This is a genomic window from Nocardiopsis halotolerans DSM 44410 (assembly GCF_000341065.1).
Taxonomy (GTDB): domain Bacteria; phylum Actinomycetota; class Actinomycetes; order Streptosporangiales; family Streptosporangiaceae; genus Nocardiopsis; species Nocardiopsis halotolerans.
In genome coordinates this window covers 1-21,605 of sequence record NZ_ANAX01000101.1, presented here as the reverse complement: position 1 = coordinate 21,605, position 21,605 = coordinate 1, and the positions used below count along the sequence as shown (strand labels likewise).

14 protein-coding genes and 1 pseudogene are annotated in these 21,605 nt (G+C 70.5%); 7 read left to right on the top strand and 8 right to left on the bottom strand.

The window, feature by feature from the left end; genetic code table 11:
• The coding region (locus tag D455_RS0107880) for an HAD family hydrolase (protein WP_017570198.1) at window positions 1-442 on the bottom strand (442 nt) is incomplete at its 3' end.
• 93 nt (window positions 443-535) lie between these two features.
• Entirely contained in the window at window positions 536-1,546 is a 1,011-nt protein-coding gene (locus tag D455_RS0107875) for a zinc-dependent alcohol dehydrogenase family protein (protein WP_017570197.1), read from the bottom strand.
• A gap of 159 nt (window positions 1,547-1,705) precedes the next feature.
• Between D455_RS0107875 and D455_RS0107870 the strand changes: the two genes are divergently transcribed.
• Window positions 1,706-2,560 carry a universal stress protein gene (locus tag D455_RS0107870; protein WP_017570196.1) on the top strand — a complete coding sequence of 285 codons (855 nt, stop codon included), beginning with the start codon at window positions 1,706-1,708 and terminating at the stop codon, window positions 2,558-2,560.
• 17 nt (window positions 2,561-2,577) lie between these two features.
• Here the strand turns inward: D455_RS0107870 and D455_RS0107865 are convergent, their stop codons facing one another.
• On the bottom strand, window positions 2,578-4,200 hold the full coding sequence (locus tag D455_RS0107865; RefSeq protein WP_241480198.1) for a GAF domain-containing sensor histidine kinase: 1,623 nt from the start codon (window positions 4,198-4,200) through the stop codon (window positions 2,578-2,580).
• A 373-nt stretch (window positions 4,201-4,573) separates the two neighbouring features.
• Between D455_RS0107865 and D455_RS0107860 the strand changes: the two genes are divergently transcribed.
• Genes D455_RS0107860 through D455_RS0107850 form a run of 3 tightly spaced genes read left to right on the top strand, consistent with a single transcriptional unit; the run spans window position 4,574 to window position 8,466 of the window.
• Entirely contained in the window at window positions 4,574-5,419 is an 846-nt protein-coding gene (locus D455_RS0107860) for a universal stress protein (RefSeq protein WP_017570194.1), read from the top strand.
• Window positions 5,420-5,443: 24 nt separating this feature from the next.
• Entirely contained in the window at window positions 5,444-6,106 is a 663-nt protein-coding gene (locus tag D455_RS0107855) for a CBS domain-containing protein (RefSeq protein WP_026122423.1), read from the top strand.
• Complete coding sequence (locus D455_RS0107850; RefSeq protein ID WP_017570192.1) at window positions 6,103-8,466, top strand: glycoside hydrolase family 65 protein; 2,364 nt, start codon at window positions 6,103-6,105, stop codon at window positions 8,464-8,466. The genes D455_RS0107855 and D455_RS0107850 overlap by 4 nt, the downstream gene beginning before the upstream one ends.
• Before the next feature lie 46 nt (window positions 8,467-8,512).
• On the opposite strand, the gene D455_RS0107845 is transcribed toward D455_RS0107850, so the two are convergent.
• The 3 genes from D455_RS0107845 to D455_RS35190 form a co-directional block, all read right to left on the bottom strand.
• A complete protein-coding gene (locus tag D455_RS0107845; protein ID WP_017570191.1) occupies window positions 8,513-9,466 on the bottom strand; it encodes a universal stress protein in 954 nt (317 codons plus the stop codon).
• Window positions 9,467-9,919: 453 nt separating this feature from the next.
• A complete protein-coding gene (locus D455_RS36110; protein WP_394296621.1) occupies window positions 9,920-10,741 on the bottom strand; it encodes a tyrosine-type recombinase/integrase in 822 nt (273 codons plus the stop codon).
• A complete protein-coding gene (locus D455_RS35190) occupies window positions 10,659-11,276 on the bottom strand; it encodes a tyrosine-type recombinase/integrase (RefSeq protein ID WP_017570189.1) in 618 nt (205 codons plus the stop codon). Before D455_RS35190 ends, D455_RS36110 begins: the two co-directional genes overlap by 83 nt.
• A gap of 1,391 nt (window positions 11,277-12,667) precedes the next feature.
• On the opposite strand from D455_RS35190, the gene D455_RS29650 reads away from it, so the two are divergent.
• Window positions 12,668-14,182, top strand: coding sequence for an MFS transporter (locus tag D455_RS29650; RefSeq protein WP_241480197.1), 1,515 nt, complete (start codon window positions 12,668-12,670; stop codon window positions 14,180-14,182).
• Here the strand turns inward: D455_RS29650 and D455_RS0107825 are convergent.
• Together D455_RS0107825 and D455_RS0107820 are read right to left on the bottom strand one after the other, a co-directional pair.
• On the bottom strand, window positions 14,109-15,923 hold the full coding sequence (locus D455_RS0107825) for a glycoside hydrolase family 15 protein (RefSeq protein ID WP_017570187.1): 1,815 nt from the start codon (window positions 15,921-15,923) through the stop codon (window positions 14,109-14,111). The genes D455_RS29650 and D455_RS0107825 overlap by 74 nt on opposite strands.
• Before the next feature lie 114 nt (window positions 15,924-16,037).
• Window positions 16,038-17,825 carry a thiamine pyrophosphate-requiring protein gene (locus D455_RS0107820; protein ID WP_017570186.1) on the bottom strand — a complete coding sequence of 596 codons (1,788 nt, stop codon included), beginning with the start codon at window positions 17,823-17,825 and terminating at the stop codon, window positions 16,038-16,040.
• Window positions 17,826-18,140: 315 nt separating this feature from the next.
• Here D455_RS0107820 and D455_RS0107815 point away from each other — a divergent pair, with 315 nt between their 5' ends.
• Together D455_RS0107815 and D455_RS0107810 are read left to right on the top strand one after the other, a co-directional pair.
• A complete protein-coding gene (locus D455_RS0107815) occupies window positions 18,141-21,236 on the top strand; it encodes an FAD-binding and (Fe-S)-binding domain-containing protein (protein WP_152487022.1) in 3,096 nt (1,031 codons plus the stop codon).
• Window positions 21,233-21,605 (top strand): annotated as a pseudogene (locus D455_RS0107810) (enolase C-terminal domain-like protein); the annotation flags it as partial. The gene D455_RS0107815 and the pseudogene D455_RS0107810, both read left to right, overlap by 4 nt.

Below are 21,605 nucleotides of genomic sequence, written 5' to 3'. Positions count from 1 at the left end.
TGGCCGAGGCCGCCGCCACCGGCACGCCCGCCGAGCGCAGCGCCCGCACGAACTCCACGGTTCCCGGAAAGGCCCTGACCCCGTACCTGGTCACGAAGTCCAGGAAGTACCGGTCCTTGCGGTCGGCCAGCCAGCCCGGCGTCACCGTCTCCGGGCCGTCCCGCGTCACGGCCTCGGACAGGTGGACGCCACGTGAGGCGAGGAAGGCCCGCACCCCCTCCGCACGCGGTCGGCCGTCGACGTGGCGCAGGTAGTCCCCGCACAGGTCGAAGGGACGGAAACGGGTGCCCTCGGCACGGGAGCGGTCGAGCAGGAAGGCGTCGAACACGCGTTTCCACGCCGCGGCGTGTACGGACGCCGTGTCGGTGATGACGCCGTCGGTGTCCAGGACCGCCGCTCGTACACGATCGAGCGGTAGGCCCCGGCTCCCCTCGGTGTCCATGTGCTCGGCTCCTTCCCGCGTCGTTCGGCGGGTGCTCGGGCGGTCGTGTGTGTTCAGCGCGTCCGCCGACACGGTGGCTCCTCCGCTCCGTCCTCAGGGCCGCAGTACCGCGGCACCGTCCACCCGGTCCGCGGCGAGGTCCGCCAGGGCCAGGTCGGCGGAGCCGAACGGGTACGGCGTCACCGTCACCTCCAGTCGGTGCCCGGCCGCGAAGTCGAGGAACTCGCGGGCGTCCGCGCGGGTGTTGGCGGTCACGCTGCGCAGCGAACGCTCCTGGAACAGGTGCCTCCGGTAGTCCAGGGGAGGGATGGCGGACAGGTGGATGCCGGCCACCGCGAGCGTCCCTCCCCGATCGAGGGCTCTGAGCGCGGTGGGCACCAGTTCTCCCACGGGAGCGAACAGGATCGCGGAGTCCAGGGGTTCCGGAGGCGTGTCGTAGGCGCCCGACGCCGAGTGGCAGCCGAGTTCCAGGGCGAGCTCGCGGGCCCGCGGCGACCGCGTCATCACGTGCACCGTCGCGCCCCGTGCGAGCGCGACCTGGGCGGTCAGGTGGGCGGAGGCGCCGAACCCGTATACGCCGAGCACACCTCCCCCCGGCAGTTCGGCGCGGGCGAGGGCGCGGTGGCCGATGACGCCCGCGCACAGTAGCGGTGCCGCGGTCGTGTCCGGCAGCGTCTCGGGGAGGGGGTGAACGAACCGCTCGTCGGCGGTCAGGTAGCGGGCGAACCCGCCGTCACGGTCCCACCCGGTGTAGGCGGAGTCCGGGCACAGGTTCTCGTCACCGCGCAGACAGTAGTCACACTCGCCGCACGCGGAGGCGAGCCAGGCGACGCCGACGCGGTCCCCCGGCGCGTACAGGTCCGCGTGCGGGCCGAGGGCGTCGACCCGGCCGACCACCTCGTGTCCAGGGACCGTGTCCGGACGGCGCGGTGAAAGGTCGCCCTCGGCCAGGTGCAGGTCGGTACGGCACACGGCGCAGGCCAGCACCTCGATCAGCAACTCGTGTCCCCCGGGTTCGGGGACGCGTCGGCGCACGCGGTTCAGGGGGCCGGTCTCGACCGGCCCGGGGCGGGTCACCGCCCAGGCGTCCATCATCGGTTCCATGCGGTGAGTCCAGCACGACGGCCATGCCCGGACCAGGGGTCCACGGTCCCGGGGCCGGGGGGTTTTGGACCCCCGGCGGTCGGACGTTGGACCGTGGTACACGTCGCGTCCCGGACGTGACACTCGGAGGTGGAGTCAGGGAACCAGGGAAGGTGTGACGTGCGTGAGGACATCCTCGTCGGAACGGACGGCTCGAAGAACGCGTTGATGGCGGCCGAGTGGGCCGTCCGCGAGGCGGAGCGTCGGGGCGACACGGTCACCGTCCTCGGCGTCTACGACGCGGACGTGGTCCTGAAGCTGGTGGTCAGACCGTCGGATCTGCTCGAACGCGAGGCGTGGAGGGCAGTGCGCGCCACCGCCGAGCACGCCCGGGCGAGCGCCTCCGGCGTCGAGGTGAGCGCCCAGGTGAGCGCGGCGGTATCGCCGGCCCAGGGGCTGCTGCGACATGCGGAGGCGGCCTCGGTGGTGGTGGTCGGCTCGCACGGGACCAGCGCCCTGCCCGGTACCTGGCTGGGGTCGGTGGCCGACCAGGTGGCCGCGCACGCGCGGGTTCCGGTGGTCGTCGTGGGCCCCGAGGAGGTCCCGGCCGACGATGTCGACGTGGTGGTGGGCGTCGACGGCTCCCCCGGCTCCGAGCGAGCGGTGTCCGCCGCACTGGAGTCCGCGTCCGCGGGCGGCGACCCCGTGCGTGCCGTCCGGGCGTGGACGGCACCGGTCGACATCGTCCCGCCCCGCTCCGTTGAGGAGGAGGAGCTCCGCCGATGGCACCGTCAGGAGCTGGAGAGACTCCTGGAACCAGTGCTGGCACGCTGTCCGGGCACCGAGGTCGTGCGCGAGGTGCCGCGCGAACATCCGGTCAGCGCGCTGTTGGCGCGCGCACGGCATGCGCGCCTGCTCGTGGTGGGCGCCCGGGGACAGCGCGGCTTCGCGCGACTGGCTCTGGGCGGTGTCGCCCGCGGGGTCCTGTACGGGTCCGACCGTCCCGTGATGGTGGTCCACCGCTCCCGGGACTGACGACGGGGAGGGTCCCGTCACACGGGGTCGTCGGGAAGCGGAACGCTCCACCGAAGAACGGTTCCGCCCTCCGGACCGGGGCCGGCTTCGAAGGTCCCTCCGAGCCGCGCCGCACGCTCGGCCAGGTTGCGCAACCCGCCGCGACGGCCACCAGCGGGGAGACCCACACCGTCGTCGGTGACCTCGACCGTCAGGTCACCGTTCACCGCCACCCGTGCGTCCGCCCGTGCGGCCCCCGAGTGCCGGACGACGTTGGACAGCGACTCCTGGAGCACGGCGACGGCCTCGTCCGCGATCCGTTCGGGCACCCGGCTGTCGAGAGGCCCGTCCAACCTCAGTCCGACCGCGAAACCCAGGGGCTCGGCGGCCGTGCCCACCACGCCCACGATCCGGTCCCGCAACCAGGGCCGTTCCCGGTCCTCCTCCACCGTGCTCAGGGCGAAGATCGCCGTCCTGACCTTGTGGACGGTGTCGTCGAGGTCGTCCACCGCCCGCCTGACACGCCGGGCGGCGACCGGGTCACCAATGCGGTTCACCGTTCCGGTCAGGGACAGAGCGATGGCGAACAGCCTTTGGATGACGGTGTCGTGCAGGTCACGGGCGATGCGGTCCCGGTCCTCCAGAACGCTGACGCGTTCGGCGTCGGCACGCGCGTCGGCGACCTCCAGGGCGATCGCCGTGTGTTCGACGAAGGTGCGCAACGTCCGCACCGCCGTGGTGGGGAAGCGCTCCGCGCCCGCCTTCCTGGCCAAGCACAGGACACCGCGCACGCCGGCGGCGTGGCCGAGCGGCACCAGCAGGGCCGGGCCGAGCCCCATGCCCCCCAACAGCGGCATGCCGTGGGGGTCGGAGACCGAGAGGTCGGTGACCGTCAACTCGCCGGAGGCGTAGGCCCGCCCGGTCAGCGATCCATCGACGGGCACGTCGCGGTCCCGTATCCGCTCGGCGCCCTCACCGCTCACGGCCCGCACCACGAGCCGTCGTCCGGAGGCGTCGGGACCGACGATGACCGCGGTGTCCGCCTGCGACATGCGAAGTGCTCGTTGGGTGATCACGAGCAGCACGTCGTCAGCGTCCACACCGCTCAACAGGCGTGTCGTGATCTCCTCGGAGGCGTCCAACCACAGTTCACGGCGGTGCGTGTGCTCGTAGAGGCGGGCCTTCCCGATCGCGGTCCCCGCCGCCTCGGCCAGCGCCACCACGGCGGACTCGTCATCGTCGTCGAAACCGCCGCCACCACGCTTGTCGGTGAGGTAGAGGTTGCCGAACACCTCGCCGTGCACCTGGACCGGCACACCCAGGAAGCCGCGCATGGGCGGGTGTCCCTCGGGGAAGCCGTACGACTCGGGGTGCCGGGAGATGTCGTCCAGACGCAACGGCCTCGGGGTCCTGGTCAACAGCCCCAGGACACCCCGCCCTTCCGGCCAGTGCGTGATCCGGGCGATCTCCGATTCGTCGAGTCCGACGGGGATGAACTGCTCCAGGCGCCCGTCGCCTCCGATGACCCCCATGGCCGCGTACCGGGCGTCGGCCAGTGTCCTGGCGGCCTCGACGAGCTGGTGCAGGGTCGTCTGGAGGTCCAGGTCGGCGCCGACGCGGACGACCGCGTCCAGAAGGTCCCGAAGGCGTTCGGAACTCATCACCGCCCCGCCGGTCCGCGCGCCCGGGGTCCGCTGACCGGATTCCGCATCCTGGCGCGGTCCCCTCCGGAACCGGGAGTCCTCGTCCATGGCCACCATCCGGGATCGTCCCAGTGTTCGGCTCCCTCGCCGTCCCATTCTAGGCTCGCCGGCCCCGCCGGACGAGCGGACACGGGAGCGGTGGTGCGCGTGTCCGGAGGAAGGGAGCGGCAGGGCGGATCCGCCTCCGCGGATCTGACCGGCCGCGCGGGGCGGCCGAGGGACCAAGGTCCGTGGTGGTGCGGACCTCCGTCCCGCGAAACCGACCGTTGGCCCGTGGCACCTCGTGGAGGGGCGGGGCGAGACTCGGAGGGGCGAGGAGGGGTGGTGCGCGATGGAGGACATCCTGGTCGGGGTCGACACCTCCGACGAGGCTTTGGCCGCGGCCACATGGGCGGCCCGGGAGGCGGACCTGAGAAAGCTCGATGTCCGTGTCCTGGGCTTCTACGGCTCGGACACGACCCAGGACACACTGGCGTGGCCTTCGGACCTGCTGGAACGAGCGGCCTGGGAACCGGTTCGGGCGGCGGCCGACCGGATCGCCGAAACCGCCCCCCGCGTCACCGTCCACACCGAGGTGGCAGCCGAGGCGTCGGCCGCCCGGGGGCTGCTTCGGCACTCCGAGCACAACGCCATGGTCGTGGTGGGCACGCGAGGGGTGACGTCGTTTCCCGGGACCGCCCTGGGATCGGTGGCCTACCAGGTCGCCGCGCACGCCCCCGTCCCCGCGGTGGTCGTTCCGCCCGAACCCGTACCCGTGGGCGCCCGCGACGTGACCGTCGGCATCGACGGTTCGTCGGGGGCACGCCACGCCCTGCCCTCGGCCCTGGAGGCCGCCGCGGCGAGCGGCGGACGCGTACGCGCGGTATGGGCCTGGACCGCACCCGCGCTCGCCCTGCGCACGTCCTCCTGGGAGCGGGCCCAGTCGGGGCGGGCACAGCGCCTGGCGTTGGACAGGGCCCTGGAACCGGTCCTGTCCCGCCACCCGGACGTCGAAGTGGTGCGCGAGACCGTGCGCGAACAGCCCGTCAGCGCGCTCCTCTCCGACCCCGACCACACGCGTCTGATCGTGGTCGGGGCGAGGGGCGAACACGGCTTCGCGCGTCTGGCGTTGGGCGGAGTGGCCTACGAGCTCCTGCACGAGACCGACCGCCCCGTCATGGTGGTCCACCAGCGGTGAGCGTCTGGAGCTTCGGAGGTTTCCATGACCAGGACAGTGGGCGACCTGATGGCCACGAACGTGCTGGCCGCCCGGGACGACGCCGGGTACAGGGAACTCGCCGCCTTCATGCGTGCCCACCATGTGAGCGCGCTTCCCGTCGTGGACGGTGAACACCACGTGCTCGGCGTGGTGTCGACGGCCGACCTGCTACTCAAGCTCGCCGATCCGGACCCCGAGGAGGGGTACATGGCCGAACCCTTCCGGGAACGCCTCGACCGGATCAAGAGCACGGGTACGACGGCCCATGACCTGATGACGTCTCCGGCCGTCACCGTCACGGCCGGCACCGCCCCCCGGGAGGCCGCGGAGGTGATGCGGCGGCGCGGGGTCAGGCGGCTGCCCGTCGTGGACGGCGACGGGCGCCTCGTGGGTCTCGTCGGCCGCTCGGACCTGCTGCGCGTGTACGAGGTGAGCGACGACGCCCTCACGAGGACGGTGGAGGACGTCGTCCGCGGTCTTCTCGGGCTGACCGACGTGGTGACGACCGCCGACCACGGGGTGGTGACCCTGAGCGGCGGAGTCGTGCGCCGGTCGGACATCCCCCGGCTGGTGCACGCCGTCAGAGCCGTCGAGGGTGTGGTGCACGTCCGCTGTCACCTGGCCTACGGTCTCGACGACCTCACGCTCACGGGGACGACCGCATGAGCCACTGGACACTGGTCTACGACGGACCGGACGTCCCGGGGACGGGGGTACGCGAATCCCTGTGCACGCTGGGCAACGGTTACTTCGCCACGCGCGGCGCGTTCCCCGAGTCCCGTGCGGACGGAGTCCATTACCCGGGGACCTACGTCGCCGGCTGCTATGACCGTGCCACCTCCGTGGTGAACGGGCACCAGGTGGACAACGAGGATCTGGTCAACGTCCCCAACTGGTTACCCGTGACCTTCCGTGTCGGCGGTGGCGACTGGTTCGAGCGGCCCGACCCGGCCCTGCCCCAGCGCACGGAACTGGACATGCGCCGCGGAGTGCTGACACGGACCTTCCACGTGGTGGACGGGGACAGGACCACCCGGGTGACCCAGCGCCGCCTGGTGTCCATGCGGGATCCCCACCTGGCGGCTCTGGAGACCACGCTGGTGCCGGTCGACTGGAACGGAACCCTGGTCCTGCGTTCCGCACTGGACGGAGAGGTGACCAACTCGGGTGTGGCCCGCTACCGCGACCTGAACGGCCGACACCTGTCTGCGCTCGGCACCGGATCCGATGGTTGTGGACGCGTCTGGCTGCGCTGTCGGACCCTCACGTCGAGGGTCGAGGTCGCGCTCGCGGCACGGACCCGCGTGGTCCAGGGGAGGCGGTCGTCCTCCGGCGTCGTCTCATGTGGGGGATGGGTCGCCAGCGACCTGACCCTGGACGTGGCCATGGGTGAGCAGACCACCGTGGAGAAGGTGGTCGCGCTGTACACGTCGCGTGACCACGCCATCGGCGACTGCCTCGAAGCGGCACGTGACGCCCGGGACGAAGCCGGGTCCTTCGACGAGCTGCTGCGCCGACACACCGCCGTATGGCACCGCCTGTGGCGTACCTGTGTGCTGGACGTCGGGGGAGAACAGGAGCAACGCGTCGTCAACCTCCACGTCTTCCACTTGTTGCAGACGCTGTCGCCCCACACGGCCGATCTGGATGTGGGGGTGCCGGCCAGGGGGCTGCATGGTGAGGCCTACCGTGGCCACGTCTTCTGGGACGAACTGTTCGTCTTCCCCTTCCTCAACCTGCGCCTCCCCGAGACGGCCCGCGCCCTGCTGCGCTACCGGTGGCGGAGACTGCCGCGGGCGCGTACCGCCGCGCGGGCCGCGGGGCTGCGCGGCGCGCTCTTTCCTTGGCAGAGCGGTAGCGACGGCCGTGAGGAGGCCCAGAGGACACACCTCAACCCGCGGTCCGGGCGCTGGCTTTCCGACCACTCGCACCTGCAACGCCACGTCGGCCTCGCGATCGCCTACAACGTCTGGCAGCACTACCAGGCGACCGGTGACACCGCCTTCCTGGCAGAGTTCGGGGCGGAGTTACTGGTGGAGATCGCACGGGCCTTCGCCGACATGGCCGTCTACGACAGAGCGCTGGACCGGTTCACGATCAGCGGAGTCATGGGACCCGACGAGTACCACGACGGCTATCCGGATCGGGACGCTCCCGGCCTGAACGACAACGCCTATACCAACATCATGGCCGTGTGGACCCTGTCACGGGCCCTGGACGCACTGTGTGCGCTACCAGGGCGGTGCAGGGGGGAACTTCAGGAGGCACTCGGGTTGGGGGCCGAAGAACTGGAGAGGTTCGAGGCCATCACCCGCAAGATGCGCGTGCCCTTTCACGACGGAGTGATCAGTCAGTTCGCCGGCTACGAGTCGTTGGAGGAGTTCGACTGGGAGGCCCACCGTGGCGTTCGGCGGCTGGACCGCTTCCTGGAGGCCGAGGGTGACGACTGCAACCGGTACCGGGTCTCCAAGCAGGCCGACGTACTCATGCTGTTCTTCCTCCTCCCCGACGAGGAGGTCACCGACATCCTGTACCGACTGGGTCACCCCCGCGATCCGGAGCTCATCCCGCGCACCGTCGACTACTACCTCGCCCGCACATCCCACGGCTCCACCCTCAGTTCCGTGGTGCATGCCTGGGTACTGTCCCGCAACGACCGGAGGGCGTCCTGGCACTTCTTCCTGGACGCTCTGCGCTCGGACGTCGAGGACGTCCAGGGAGGGACGACCGCCGAGGGCGTCCACCTGGGAGCCATGGCGGGCACCGTCGACCTGCTGACGCGCTGCTACACCGGCCTGACCACACACGGCGGCGTCCTGCACCTCAGTCCGTTGCTCCCCGCGGAACTGGAACGTCTCTTCTACGTCCTGCGTTACCGCGGCCACTGGGGAGTGGAGGTGGAGGTACGCCGTGACGACGTGAGGGTGACCGTGCCGCCTTCGGACGGGCCTGCGGTCAGGGTTCGGATCAGGGAGAGCAGCACCTCGGTCGCGCCCGGCTCGTCCTGCGTCCTGCCGTTGCGTTGACCGGGCCCGCGGATCGGCCGCCGAGGCCGTGTGTCCCCCATCGGCGTCAGGCATCGCCCTCCTGCGGGCGGGGACGTACCACGACCACCGGTACCCGGGCATGGTGCAGCACCGACTGGCTGACGGAACCCAGGAGCAGCCCGGAGAAACCACCGCGCCCACGTGAACCCACGACGATCAGGTCGGCGTTCTCCCCCTTCGCCAGCAGGGCGTGGGCGGCTTGGTCCTGGACCACCTCGACCCTGACGGGAACCCTCTCGGTCCGCTCTGTGCGCACCTCATCCAACAGCGCGTGGATGTGTCTGTCGGCCCGTGTGAACAGGCAATCGCGTGCGGTGGGGGTGAACTCCGACAGATCAGCGAGTGCCGGTGCCTCCCACGCGCGCACCACCACGAGTTCGGCACCCGTACGGGCCGCCTCGTCCAGGGCGAACCGCAGTGCGACCTCGGCGCAGGAGGAGTCGTCCATGCCCACGACCACGCGTTCGCGGTTCCCGTGCCCTCGGCTCCTCTCCCCGGCCGCCGCGTCATCGGGGGCCGGTACCACGGCCACGGGGCAGGTCGCGTGCGCACTGACGCGGAGGCTCACCGATCCCAGGAACACCGAAGCGGTACCGCCCAAGCCGCGCGAGCCCACGACGGCCATCTCAGCCGACCGCGAGGCCGCGAGCAGGGCGTGGGCTGGATCCAGTTTGGAGACCTCGGTGCGCAACTCCAGCCAGGGACGGGTCCGTGCAACGTGGTCGACGGCTTCCCGGAGCAGGCGCTCGGCCCAGTCCGCGAGCTCCGGTGTGGGCGGCATCCGACCCGTGAACCCCAGCGGCGCGCTGATCACGGGCATGCTCAGCGCGTGCAGGACCAGCAGTTCCAGACCGCGGTCGGCCGCCGCGCGAGCCGCCCAGTCCAGTGCCGCACGGCTCCCCGGTGAGCCGTCCACACCCACGACGATCCCCTCCGTGCCGCCGTGTGCCCGGACGTCCTCTTCGTTGGTGGTATCCATGGGCGCGGTCCTCTCCTCGAAGGCGCGTCCACGGGACGCGCTCCGCGACGGTGGGCGGGCGGTGTCCGCGCGTCGCGTAACGGTCCCACAGTGTGGGCCGCCCCCTGCGCCGGCTCCGCCGGAGGAGGAGCTACGCGCAGCGACGAGGGCGTGCGTCCCGAAACCCGCGATCCCTCTTGCCGGAACACCGTCATGTACCCGTGCCTTCGAGCCTGCCCGGAAACACTCTTGAGAGTTAGAGCCGTCGTACCCGGCGTGAGACGACCTTCGTCCCGGTCCGGCCGTGAGGACGTCTGCTGCGGTGTCGGCGAACCCGGGGGAGAGGCGAAGCGCCCGACTCGTCGAGGGGTACGGTCCGTGCTCAGCCCTTCGGAACGCTTTTCCTCAGCGCGTTCAGGGCCTACAGCCAGCACAGCTGTAGACCCTGGGGGCGGGCTGGACCGGGGCTTCGGTTCAGGAGGTTAGAGCCCGGGTCTGGCAGCCGCGATGCCGGACGTTGTCGAGTGCTTCCAACGCGCTGTCGTCAGCTTCAGGCAGGGTGTGCAGGTAGCGCTCGGTCGTGGTGATGGAGGCGTGTCCCAGTCGGTCTCTGACCACGGTGAGGCTGGCGCCTCCGGCAAGAAGCCACGAGGCGTGGGCGTGTCGCAGCTGATGTGGAGTCACCGACTTCGGCAAACCGGCCTTTTCCCTTGCCGGGTGCCAGATGCTTTTGCGGAACCAGTCCGCTGGGATGTGTCCGTCCGTGGTGACCTTGCGCCTGCGTCTGGGCTTGTCCTTGCCCTCCGCGCGCCGAACCGCTCGATAGTGGGCGAAGGCGGCTCGGCAGTACTCGCAGCGGCACCTGCCGTTCGTGTAGGCCGTGGTCGTGCCGTGCTTGTACCTCCGGCCCTGGTCGTTGGGCGCGGTGAGTCCGAGGTCCGCGTCATCGGGCACCCCGGGCACCGGAGCGCCGTCGTCCTGCTCCGGGAAGGAGAAGAGCAGGTCGTCATTACGGATGCCGTGGGCCAGGGCGAAGGCCAGGACCTTCGTGATGAGGGGTCGACTCAGCTTGAAGCGCCGGAACTTGCGGTCCTTGGGGTACTCCTTCACCAGGAAACGTCCACCGGTCGGATGGGACTTCGCGGTGAGCTCCACGACGGAGCGGCTGACGGTGAGGATGCCCGTGGCCCGGTCGATGTCCTTGAGCCGGACCTCACTGAGTTCCCCCCCAGCGCAGTCCGGACTCGATGTCGAACTCCACCAGGAGCCGGAACCGCTCGTCCTCGATCGCCTCATGGAAGTCGGAGAACTGTTCGGGGGTGATGATCTCGAACTGCTTCCTGCCGACCGTCGGCAGCACCACGCCCTTGCAGGGGTGGGTGAAGATGATCTGGTTGACCACGGCCGAGGTGAAGATGGCCGACAGGATCGTGGTCATGCGGTGGATGGAGGAGGCGGCCAAGCCCTCCTTCTGGCACTGACGGACCCAGCTCTGGACGTGCTGGGGCAGGATCTCGTTCATGCGTATCTTGCCGAACTCGGGCACGAAGCGTCTGTTGACGGCGTAGGTGGCGTTCTGTCTGGTGGTCTCCTCCATGACGTGGTTGGGCAGCCAGGTGCCCAGGACGAAGTCGGCGAAGCGCTGACGTCCGTGCTTGGTACTGGTGACGCGTCCCTCGGCGACCTTGGCCTCGGCGCGCTGCCATGCCCTGTCGGCTTCCTTCTCGGTGGCGAAGGTGCCCGCCGACCGCTCCTCTCCCTTGATGTCGATGTAGTACGCGGTGAAGCGTGTCCCGCTCCTGGCACCGGTGCGAGCGCGTGAGAACCCCATGTGGGCAGACCCCGTTCCTGACCGTGATCTGACCGTGTGACCGTGCAGTGGAGCGCGGCACCCGGCGTCACTTGGCGAACGGCAGAAAGCCGCTCAACAGGGGGAATCCCGTTTCGGGGAAGCTCGTGACAGGTCGTTCCAGCGGTCGGATGATCGCTGATAAGGATGAGGTCCCAGGTTCAAGTCCTGGTACGCCCACCCGGTTTCACCTGGTCAGAGCCTTGCTTCTCTATTCGGCGAGCAGGGCTCTTCCTGTTTCGACCGACCTCCGGCCGTGGGACCCCACGGCATCCCCCGTCAGAACGCGCGCTCCCCCGGTGCTGGGCGGTATCGACGGGACGCCAAATCGACAACAGGGCGAATCACCATGTCGACTCGACTCTAGCCGACGCTCCCCTGGTGGGAAGAGGAACGCCCAGAAGCTCCAGGAGCTCCGCGGTGACTACCCGGTAGGTCCCGCCATAGCGGAGCAGTCGACAGGGGAACCCGCCGCGCCTGGCGAGCTCGCAGGCCATCGCCGACCCATGTGCAGGGCACGGGCGGCTTCCAGGCCGGGGGCGGAGAGGCGTGGCCGCGACCTTCGACCACCACCTTCCGTTCCACGTCAACCAGGTGTGGCACGTGCTGCCCCGCTCCGTGCCGCGCGCCAAGGGGCCTGGAACCAGGGGAACCCTGTTCCTGGCGGCGGTTGGCGCCGCACCTTCTCCACCGGCACGAACCTGCCGACCCACGGGTTCCACGTGTACGTCGCCCCTTCCCCACCCCGGGGCACGCACATGAGGGTCACGCCCGACACGGAGTTCGGCATCGTCGACCGGGGCGAGGGACGCGAGGTCGGCACCAGCCGGCACCACCTCAGCGACACGCTCCGGATCCAGGGCAACCGGGGCCACGGCCCGGGCAGGCGGCGGAAGCCCGCCCTCGCGCGGTCGACACCGTCGCCGAGGACGCCGCCAGTTCCTGGGCCGCACTCCACCCCCGGGGCGCCCTGTGCGCCGGCCGCGCTGGGGTGCGCCGCCGTACGGCCTCATGAACCCGGAAGGAACGCGGAGGGGTACTCCGGCGGGTCGACGTGTCGACATGGCGCCGAGTCGTCCCGCCGACATGTCGTCCGGACGTGGCAGGTCAGGGCGGAGGACACCGACAGTGCTCATGTCCCAACCGACCGTTCGGTCAGGACATGGCCGACGAGCTGCGAAAAAGGGGGCCCGGTGTAGAAAGTGCACTGAGTCACATGGCATGGTGTCCTAGGGCTCAGGCCGATGTCCTGACATGTCCTGCCTGTCGTGTGTGCGGCCGGAGGGACGCATGGCTGTCACCGTGGCCGATGAGGCCAGGAGCCCCTGAGTGGAGTCCGACCCCCCAGTCGGCAGAGAGCATACGGAGCACCAATGGCAACTTCCGACCCAGCGGCCACCGTGCCGGGTGGCGCTCTTGAGAGCAGGGAACGGCGGCGTGTCCTCGCCGGGACCATGGTCGGTACCACCATCGAGTGGTACGACTTCTTCATCTACGCTCAGGCCGCTGGCCTGGTGCTCGCCCCGCTGTTCCTGGCGCCGCTGTCCGACGCCAGCCCGGCGCTGGCCCAGGTGCTGTCCTTCGCGACGATCGGCATCTCCTTCCTCTTCCGGCCGCTCGGCGCGGTCGTCGCCGGTGCGCTCGGTGACAGGTTCGGCCGCAAGCGGGTCCTCGTCGCGACCCTGGTCATGATGGGACTCGCCACCTGCCTGATCGGTGTGCTGCCCACCTACGCCCAGATCGGGATCGCCGCTCCCGTCCTGCTGATCCTCCTGCGGATCATCCAGGGCTTCTCCGCGGGCGGCGAGTGGGGCGGCGCGGCGCTGATGTCGGTGGAGCACGCTCCCGTCAACAAGCGCGGTTTCTTCGGCGCCTACCCGCAGATCGGCGTCCCCTGCGGCATGATCCTCGCGACCTTCGTCGTCTGGGTGATCACCGCCGCCATCGGCCCGCAGGCGTTCCTGGAGTGGGGTTGGCGCATCCCCTTCCTCCTGTCCTTCCTCCTGATCATCGTCGGTCACCTCATCCGCAGGTCCGTCGAGGAGTCCCCGGTCTTCAAGCTGATGCAGAACCGCAGGGCCGAGTCCTCCGCCCCGCTGGGCCGTCTGCTCAGGAAGAACAGCAGGGAGGTCATCCTCTCCGCGCTGATCTTCATCGCCAACAACGCGGCCGGGTACCTCGTCATCGCCTACCTGGCGACCTACGCCTCCCGGCCGGTCGACGAGTTCGGCCTCGGCATGGACCGCGGCCCCGTGCTCCTGGCGACCACCCTCGCCTCCTTCGGGTGGCTCATCTCCACGCTGTACGGCGGTGTGCTGAGCGACAAGCTCGGCCGGGTGCGGACCTTCCAGCTCGGCTACGTGCTGCTGGCGGCCTGGTCCGTGCCGATGTGGTTCATGGTCGACACCGGCAACATCTACATGTACTTCGTGGGCCTCTTCGTCTTCACGCTCACCCTCGGACTGAGCTACGGCCCCCAGTCGGCGCTGTACGCGGAGATGTTCCCGGCCGAGGTCCGCTACTCCGGCGTGTCCATCGGCTACGCCCTCGGCGCGATCCTCGGCGGCGCCTTCGCGCCCACGATCGCCGAGCTCCTGCTCGCCGAGACCGGCGCCTCGTGGTCCATCGGCGTCTACATCATCGTGGCCTCGGCGATCTCCTTCGTCGGCGTCTCGCTGGTGAAGGAGCCCAAGGGCGTCGACCTGTACGCGGACAGGGCCGAACCGACCTCNCCGTCGATCCGTCGCCTTGCCGACCTCTCACCTCATCGCCTTGTCGGCTCGTCGCCTTGTGGTCTTGTCGACCCGTCGTCCGTCACCCGTTCCGGGACTCGGCCCGCCGCTGTGCGGGCCCTCGGCGGTCCCGTTCCAGCTCGAACGCGGTGTTGACCAGGGCGATGTGGGACAGCGCCTGGGGGAAGTTCCCGACCAGCCTCCGCGTGTCCGGGTCGTACTCCTCCGACAGCAGCCCCAGGTCGTTGCGCAGGCTCAGCAGGTGCTCGAAGATGCCCCTGCCCTCGTCCACGCGTCCCTGCATGACGAGGTTGTCGACCAGCCAGAACGTGCAGGGCAGGAACACGCCCTCGCCGGGGGGAAGCGCGTCCACCTTCCGGCTCGTCTCGTCCATGGAGTAGCGCTGGACCAGGCCGTCACGGCACAACTCCCGCTGGACGGCCGCCACGGTCCCCCGCATGCGCTCGTCGGTGGCCGGGAGGAAACCGACGGTGCTGGCCATCAGGAGCGCGGCGTCCAGGGAGGAGGAACCGTAGTACTGGGTGAAGGTCCGGCGCTCGGTGTCGTATCCGTTCGCGCACACGTCCTGGAAGATGTCCCGGCGCAGCCGGCGCCACTCGTCCGCCGGACCCTCCAGACCGAACCTGTCGACCGCGCTGATGGCGCGGTCCACGGCCGTCCACGCCATGATCTTGGAGTGGGTGAAGTGACGTCGGGGGCCGCGCATCTCCCAGATCCCGTTGTCGGGCTCGCGCCAGTGCGACTCCAGGAAGTCCATCAGGTGCCGCTGGAGCTCCCAGGCCGACTCCTCCGGTGGGATTCCGTGGACCCTGGCCTGGTGGAAGGCGTCCATGACCTCGCCGTAGACGTCCAGCTGCCACTGCTGTGCGGCCTCGTTGCCGATCCTGACGGGGCTGGACCCCTCGTACCCGGACAGCCAGCCCAGTTCCAGCTCGGGCAGCCTGCGCTCCCCCTCGATCCCGTACATGATCCGCATCTGCGAGGGCTCCCCCGCGACCGCACGCAGCAGCCACTCGCGCCAGTTGACCGCCGCCTGCGTGTAGCCCGACTCCAGGAGCGTGAGCAGCGTCAGCGTCGCGTCGCGGATCCAGCAGTGGCGGTAGTCCCAGTTGCGCACACCGCCGAGCTGCTCCGGCAGGGAGGTGGTGGCGGCGGCGATGATGCCCCCGCCGGGCGAGTGCGTCAGGGCCTTGAGGGTGATCAGCGACCGGACGACCGCGTCACGGTACTCGCCCTCGTACGCGCACCTGGACGCCCACTCCCGCCAGACGTGGTCGGTGTGATCGATGAGCGTCTCCACGTTGACCGGTTCCGGTGGCGGATCCCGGGGCGGGGTCCAGGTGAGGACGAAGTCCACGCTCTCACCCGCCGCGACCGTGAACTCCGCGACCGGGCTGTCCGTGGCCCCGACGTCGAACTCCACGTCGGAGTCCAGGTAACAGCTGTCCGGACCGGCGATGGCGTGCAGCCGCAGCCCCTCCCTGCGCACCCACGGGACGATCGACCCGTAGTCGAAGCGCAGCACGGCCTCGGAGCGCATGCGCACGCGCCCCTCCACCCCCTCGACCCGGCGGATCAGGCAGGTGCGGTGCGCGCCGATGGGCATGCAGTCCACGACCCGCGCCACACCGTCCGCGGCCCGGAACTCGGTCTCCAGGACCAGGCTGTCGGAGCGGTACCGCCGCGCCGACAACCGGTGCTCCCCGGCCGGAGCCATGGTCCAGCGGCCGTTGCCCTCATCACCGAGCAGGGCGGCGAAACAGGCACGGGAGTCGAACCTGGGCAGGCACAGCCAGTCCACGCTTCCGTCGGCCCCGATCAGCGCCGACGTCTGCATGTCTCCCAGAAACGCGTAATCCTCGATGGGAAGGGCCAAACCTCCGCCTTCCGTTGACGACTCGGGGTGTACATGGTCCACCGCCGCCCCCGCCTCCCCGGGCGGTGCGGACGCGGCAACGCCGTACCGCGTCCGCACCGCCCGCGACGAACGTCACCGCCCGCCCGGGAGGAAGTCCTGGGCCTTGGACTTGACCCCCTGCTGGACCACCGACCAGGCCTCGGGGTCACCCTTGGCCAGGGCCTTGGCCATGCTCTCCATCTGGTCCAGCGTCGCGTGCGGCGGGATCGGCGGGATGCTCGGGTCGGTGACGAACTCGACCACGCAGGGCCGGTCCGCGGCCAGCGCCCGCTCCCAGGCGCCCCGCACGTCGTCCGGGTCCTCGACCTTGATCCCCTTGAGCCCGATGCTCTCGGCGAACCCCGCGTAGGGGAAGTCGGGGATGCGCTGCGAGGGCACGAACTGCGGCGAGCCGCCCATCGCGCGCAGCTCCCAGGTCACCTGGTTGAGGTCGCCATTGTTGAGCACGGCGACGACGACCCGGGGGTCGGCCCACTCCTTCCAGTAGTGGCCGATGGTGATCAGCTCGTTGATGCCGTTCATCTGCATGGCGCCGTCGCCGACGAGTGCGATCACCGGCTTGTCGGGGTGGGCGAACTTCGCCCCCGTGGCGTAGGGCGCGCCGGGGCACATCGTGGCCAGGGTGCCCGACAGGGAACCGCGCATGCCCTTGCGGAACCTCAGGTGCCGCGCGTACCAGTTGGCCGCCGAGCCGGAGTCCGACGTCACCATCACGTCGTCGGGCAACAGAGGCGACAGCTCGTGGAAGACGCGCTCGGGGTTGACCGGCTTGGCGTCGACGTACGCGTGCCGTTCGAGGACCTGGTTCCAGCGCTCGACGTTGTCCTCGATCTTCTCCCGCCACGAGCGGTCGGTCTTGCGCTCGACGAGCTCCAGCAGCATCCGCAGCGTCTCGGCGGAGTCGCCGACCAGGTTGCACTCGAACGGGTACCGCATGCCGACCATGGACGGGTCGATGTCGATCTGGATGGCACGGGCCTGGTCGAACTCGGGCAGGAACTGGCTGTAGGGGAAGCTGGACCCCACGACGAGCAGGGTGTCGCAGTCCCGCATCAGCTCGTAGGAGGGCCGGGTGCCCAACAGTCCGATGGCGCCGGTGACGAAGGGCGGGTCGTCGGGAAGGACGTCCTTGCCCAGCAGTGCCTTGGCCACCCCGGCACCGAGTCTGTCGGCCATCTCGACGACCTCGTCCGCCGCTCCCCTGGCGCCCTGGCCCACCAGCATGGCGACGCGCTCACCCGAGTTGAGGATCTCGGCGGCGTGCGCCAGCCCCTCCGCGGACGGCGTGGACTGCGGGTGGGGAAGCCCCAGGCTGGAGGGCACCATCTTGAACTCGTGCTCGGGCGCCGAGTACGGCAGGTCCTGCACGTCCGCCGGGATGATGACCGCCGTGACCGTGCGCCTGCTCGCGGCGATACGGAAGGCCCGGTCCAGCACGTTGGGGAGCTGTTCCGGGACGGTGACCATCTGGACGTATTCGCTGGCGACGTCCTTGTAGAGGGACATCAGGTCGATCTCCTGCTGGTAGGAGCCGCCCATCGCGCTGCGCGCGGTCTGGCCGATGATCGCCACCACCGGGACGTGGTCGAGTTTGGCGTCGTAGAGGCCGTTCAGCAGGTGGACGGCGCCCGGCCCCGAGGTGGCCGCGCACACGCCCACCTTTCCGGAGAACTTGGCGTATCCGGTGGCCTCGAAGGCCGCCAGCTCCTCGTGCCTGGCCTGGACGAAGCGCGGTTGGTCGTCGGCCCGCTCCCATGCCGCGAGCAGGCCGTTGATCCCGTCCCCCGCGTAGGAGAAGACGTGGTCGACCTCCCACTCCCTCAGACGCTTCAACACGTAGTCGGACACCAGTTCCGCCATAACCGCGCTCCCCTCCCGCGATCGACACCGTGATCGCGGTGTTGCTTCCGCTTCACGTGGGCGCACTCCCGCCGCCGCGATCTCCGGCCACGGGAGTGCCTTCGCAGGCGCGACTACCCGCCCGCCCCCTCCGCATTCACCGGCGGGGGTGATCACCTGGTCATTCCGGGGTCGGGTGTCGGGACGGGGCGTTTGTCCGGACGTCCGGTCGGTTAGTGGCGTGTGTGCGCGCGGTCCATGGCCGCCGCGGACCGCGCCCCGCGAGCCGTGGGCCGCGCGCGACCGACCACCACGCTGACGGAACGGACGATTCTCATGGCCGTGGACCTGCCCCTACCCGCACCCCGCCGGGGGGCCACACCGACGAACGTCGACACCGAGGCGCTCTTCCGCGACCTCCGGGCCCGCGTGGACGGAGAGGTCCGCTTCGACACAGGATCGCTCGCCACCTACGCGACGGCGGCCTCCAACTACCGGCAGGTCCCGATCGGTGTCGTCGTGCCGCGCACGGTCGAGGACGGGGCCGAGGCCGTGGCGGTGTGCCGGGAGTACGGCGCGCCCGTGCTGTCCCGGGGCGGCGGTACGAGCCTGGCGGGCCAGTGCAGCAACGTCGGCGTCGTGATCGACTGGTCCAAGTACTGCAACCGCGTACTCAGCGTCGACCCGGACGAGAGCACCGCCGTCGTGGAACCGGGCATCGTGCTGGACGCCCTGAACGCGTACACCGGCCAGGTGCGGGACGGGCTGATCTTCGGGCCCCATCCCTCCACCCACAGCCACTGCACGATCGGCGGGATGATCGGCAACAATTCCTGCGGATCCAGTGCGCAGGCCTACGGCAAGACCGTGGACAACGTGGTCCGGCTGGAGGTGCTCACCTACGACGGGTGCCGGATGTGGGTGGGGCCCACCTCCGACGACGAGTACGAGCGCGTCGTCGCCGAGGGCGGGCGCCGCGCCGAGATCTACCGGGACCTGCGGGCGCTGCGGGACCGCTACGGCACGGCCGTCCGGCGCAGGTTCCCCGACATCCCCCGCCGCGTCTCGGGCTACAACCTCGACTCCCTGCTGCCGGAGAAGGAGTTCAACCTGGCCGAGGCGCTCGTCGGCTCCGAGAGCACCCTGGTGACGGTCCTGCGCGCCGAGGTGCGCCTGGTCACCGAGCCTGAGGCCGTGGCACTGGCGATATGCGGCTACTCCGACATCTTCACCGCCGCCGACGCCATCCCCCAGATCCTGGAGTACGAGCCGCTCGCCCTGGAGGGGCTGGACGACAAGCTGATCGGTTACGAGAGGCGCAAGCACCTGCACCCCACGGCGGTGGAGGAGTTACCCGAGGGTTCGGGGTGGCTGATGGTGCAGTTCGGCGGAGCCGACAAGGACGAGGCGAGCCGCAAGGTCCGGGAGTTCATCGACGCCATGCAGGCCTCCGACAACGTGCTGGAGGCCAGGCTCTACGACGACCCCACGCGCATGGCGGAGATGTGGAAGGTGCGCGAGGCCGGTCTGGGCGCCACCGCCCGCGTTCCGGCCGAGCCCGACACCTGGGAGGGCTGGGAGGACTCCGCGGTGCCGCCGGACCGCTTCGGCGACTACCTGCGCGACCTGCACGCCCTGATGGAGGAGTTCGGTTACGCGGACCGTTCCTCGATGTACGGCCACTTCGGACACGGGTGCCTGCACACGCGCATCCCCTTCGACCTTCTCTCGCGGGCGGGCATCGAGGACTTCCGCCGGTTCGTCGAACGCGCCGCCGACCTGGTGGTCTCCTACGGGGGCTCGTTCTCCGGGGAGCACGGTGACGGGCAGTCGCGCGCCGAGCTGTGGCCGAAGATGTTCGGCCCCGAGCTGATGCCCGCCTTCGCCGAGTTCAAGCGGATCTTCGACCCGGACGACCGGATGAACCCGGGCAAGCTCATCGCTCCGGACGGCGGCGGACCGAACCGGCTCGACGAGAACCTGCGGCTCGGCACCGACTACCAGCCCATGCGGACCGACACCTACTTCGGCTACCCGCACGACGAGGGCGGCTTCGACCGTGCGGTGCTGCGCTGCGTGGGCGTGGGTAAGTGCCGCAAGGACAGCGGCGGTGTCATGTGCCCCAGTTACCGGGTCACGGGGGAGGAGGAGCACTCCACGCGCGGACGCTCGCGACTCCTCTTCGAGATGCTCCAGGGCGACGTGGTCAGGGACGGTTGGCGGTCGGAGGAGGTCAACGGCGCCCTGGACCTGTGCCTGTCCTGCAAGGGCTGTAAGACCGACTGCCCGGTCAACGTCGACATGGCCACCTACAAGGCGGAGTTCCTCGCCCACCACCACGCCGGGCGGCTGCGGCCCGCCGCGCACTACAGCCTGGGGTGGCTTCCCATGTGGGCCAGGGCGGCCTCCTACGCGCCCGGCCTGGTGAACGCACTGAGCTCCCTCCCGGCTCTCAGCGGCCCGGGCAAGCGGATCGGCGGCGTGGCCCGGGAGCGGCCGGTGCCGGCCTTCGCCCCGATCCGGTTCAGCGACTCCATGCGCAGGCGCGGCTCCCACGGTGGTGAGCGCGGCGAGGTGATCCTGTGGCCGGACACCTTCACCGACAACTTCCACCCGGCGATCGGGGCGGCGGCCGTACGCGTCCTGGAGGCGGCGGGTTTCCACGTCAGGGTGCCGAGGCGGACGCTGTGCTGCGGGCTGACCTGGATCTCCACCGGACAGCTGGGCGTGGCCCGCAGGGTGATCCAGCGCACCGTCGCGTCCCTGCGCGACGACATCCGTGCGGGCACGCCCGTGGTCGGACTGGAACCCTCGTGTACGGCCGTCTTCCGGTCGGACGCGCCCGAGATGTTCCCGCACGACGAGGACGTCGAGAGGCTGCGCTCGCAGGTCTTCACGCTCTCGGAGTTCCTCAACCGGTACGCCTCCGACTGGGAGCCTCCCCGACTGGGGCGGACCGCCGTCGCCCAGCCCCACTGCCACCAGCACGCGGCCCTGGGGTTCGACGAGGACAGGAGGCTGCTGGAGCGCGCGGGCGCCGACACGGACGTCCTCGACGTCGGATGCTGTGGTCTGGCGGGCAACTTCGGCTTCGAGGAGGGCCACTACGAGGTGTCCATGGCCATCGCCGAGGAGGGACTGCTGCCCGCGGTGCGCGCGGCCGACCCGAGGGCGTTCCTGCTGGCCGACGGGTTCAGCTGCCGCACCCAGATCGAGCAGGCCGACACCGGGCGCGGGGCCGTCCATCTCGCCGAGGCCCTGGACCTGGCCCTGCGCGGGGAGGTGCCCGACCACCATCCGGAGGGCGCCGCGACCCGCTTCGCCTCCCCGCGCAGGGTCCCCGCCTACGACGTGGACGAGATCCGCGAGGAGGCGGCCCGCGCGGGAAGGCGCGTCGGAGGCGGCTCCTCCGGGGAGGTGGAGCGCCCATGAGCGGATTCGCGGACCCGGCCGTCACGGGGGTGGACGCGGCCGTCTACACGGTTCCGACCGACCGGCCCTCGGCGGACGGCACGCTCACCTGGGACTCCACCACGATGGTGCTCGTCCGTGTGGCCGGCGGCGGACGCGAGGGGCTGGGCTGGACCTACGGCCCCGCCGCCTGCGCCTCCGTCGTCCGCGACCTGCTCGCCGAGCACGTCCGGGGGCTCCCGGCGATGGACGTGCCCGCCGCCCTGGACGTGATGGTCCGCGCGGTGCGCAACGCGGGCAGGCCCGGGGCGGTCGGCTACGCCGTCTCCGCGGTGGAGACCGCGCTGTGGGACCTCAAGGCGCGTCTACTCGACCTGCCCCTCTACCGGC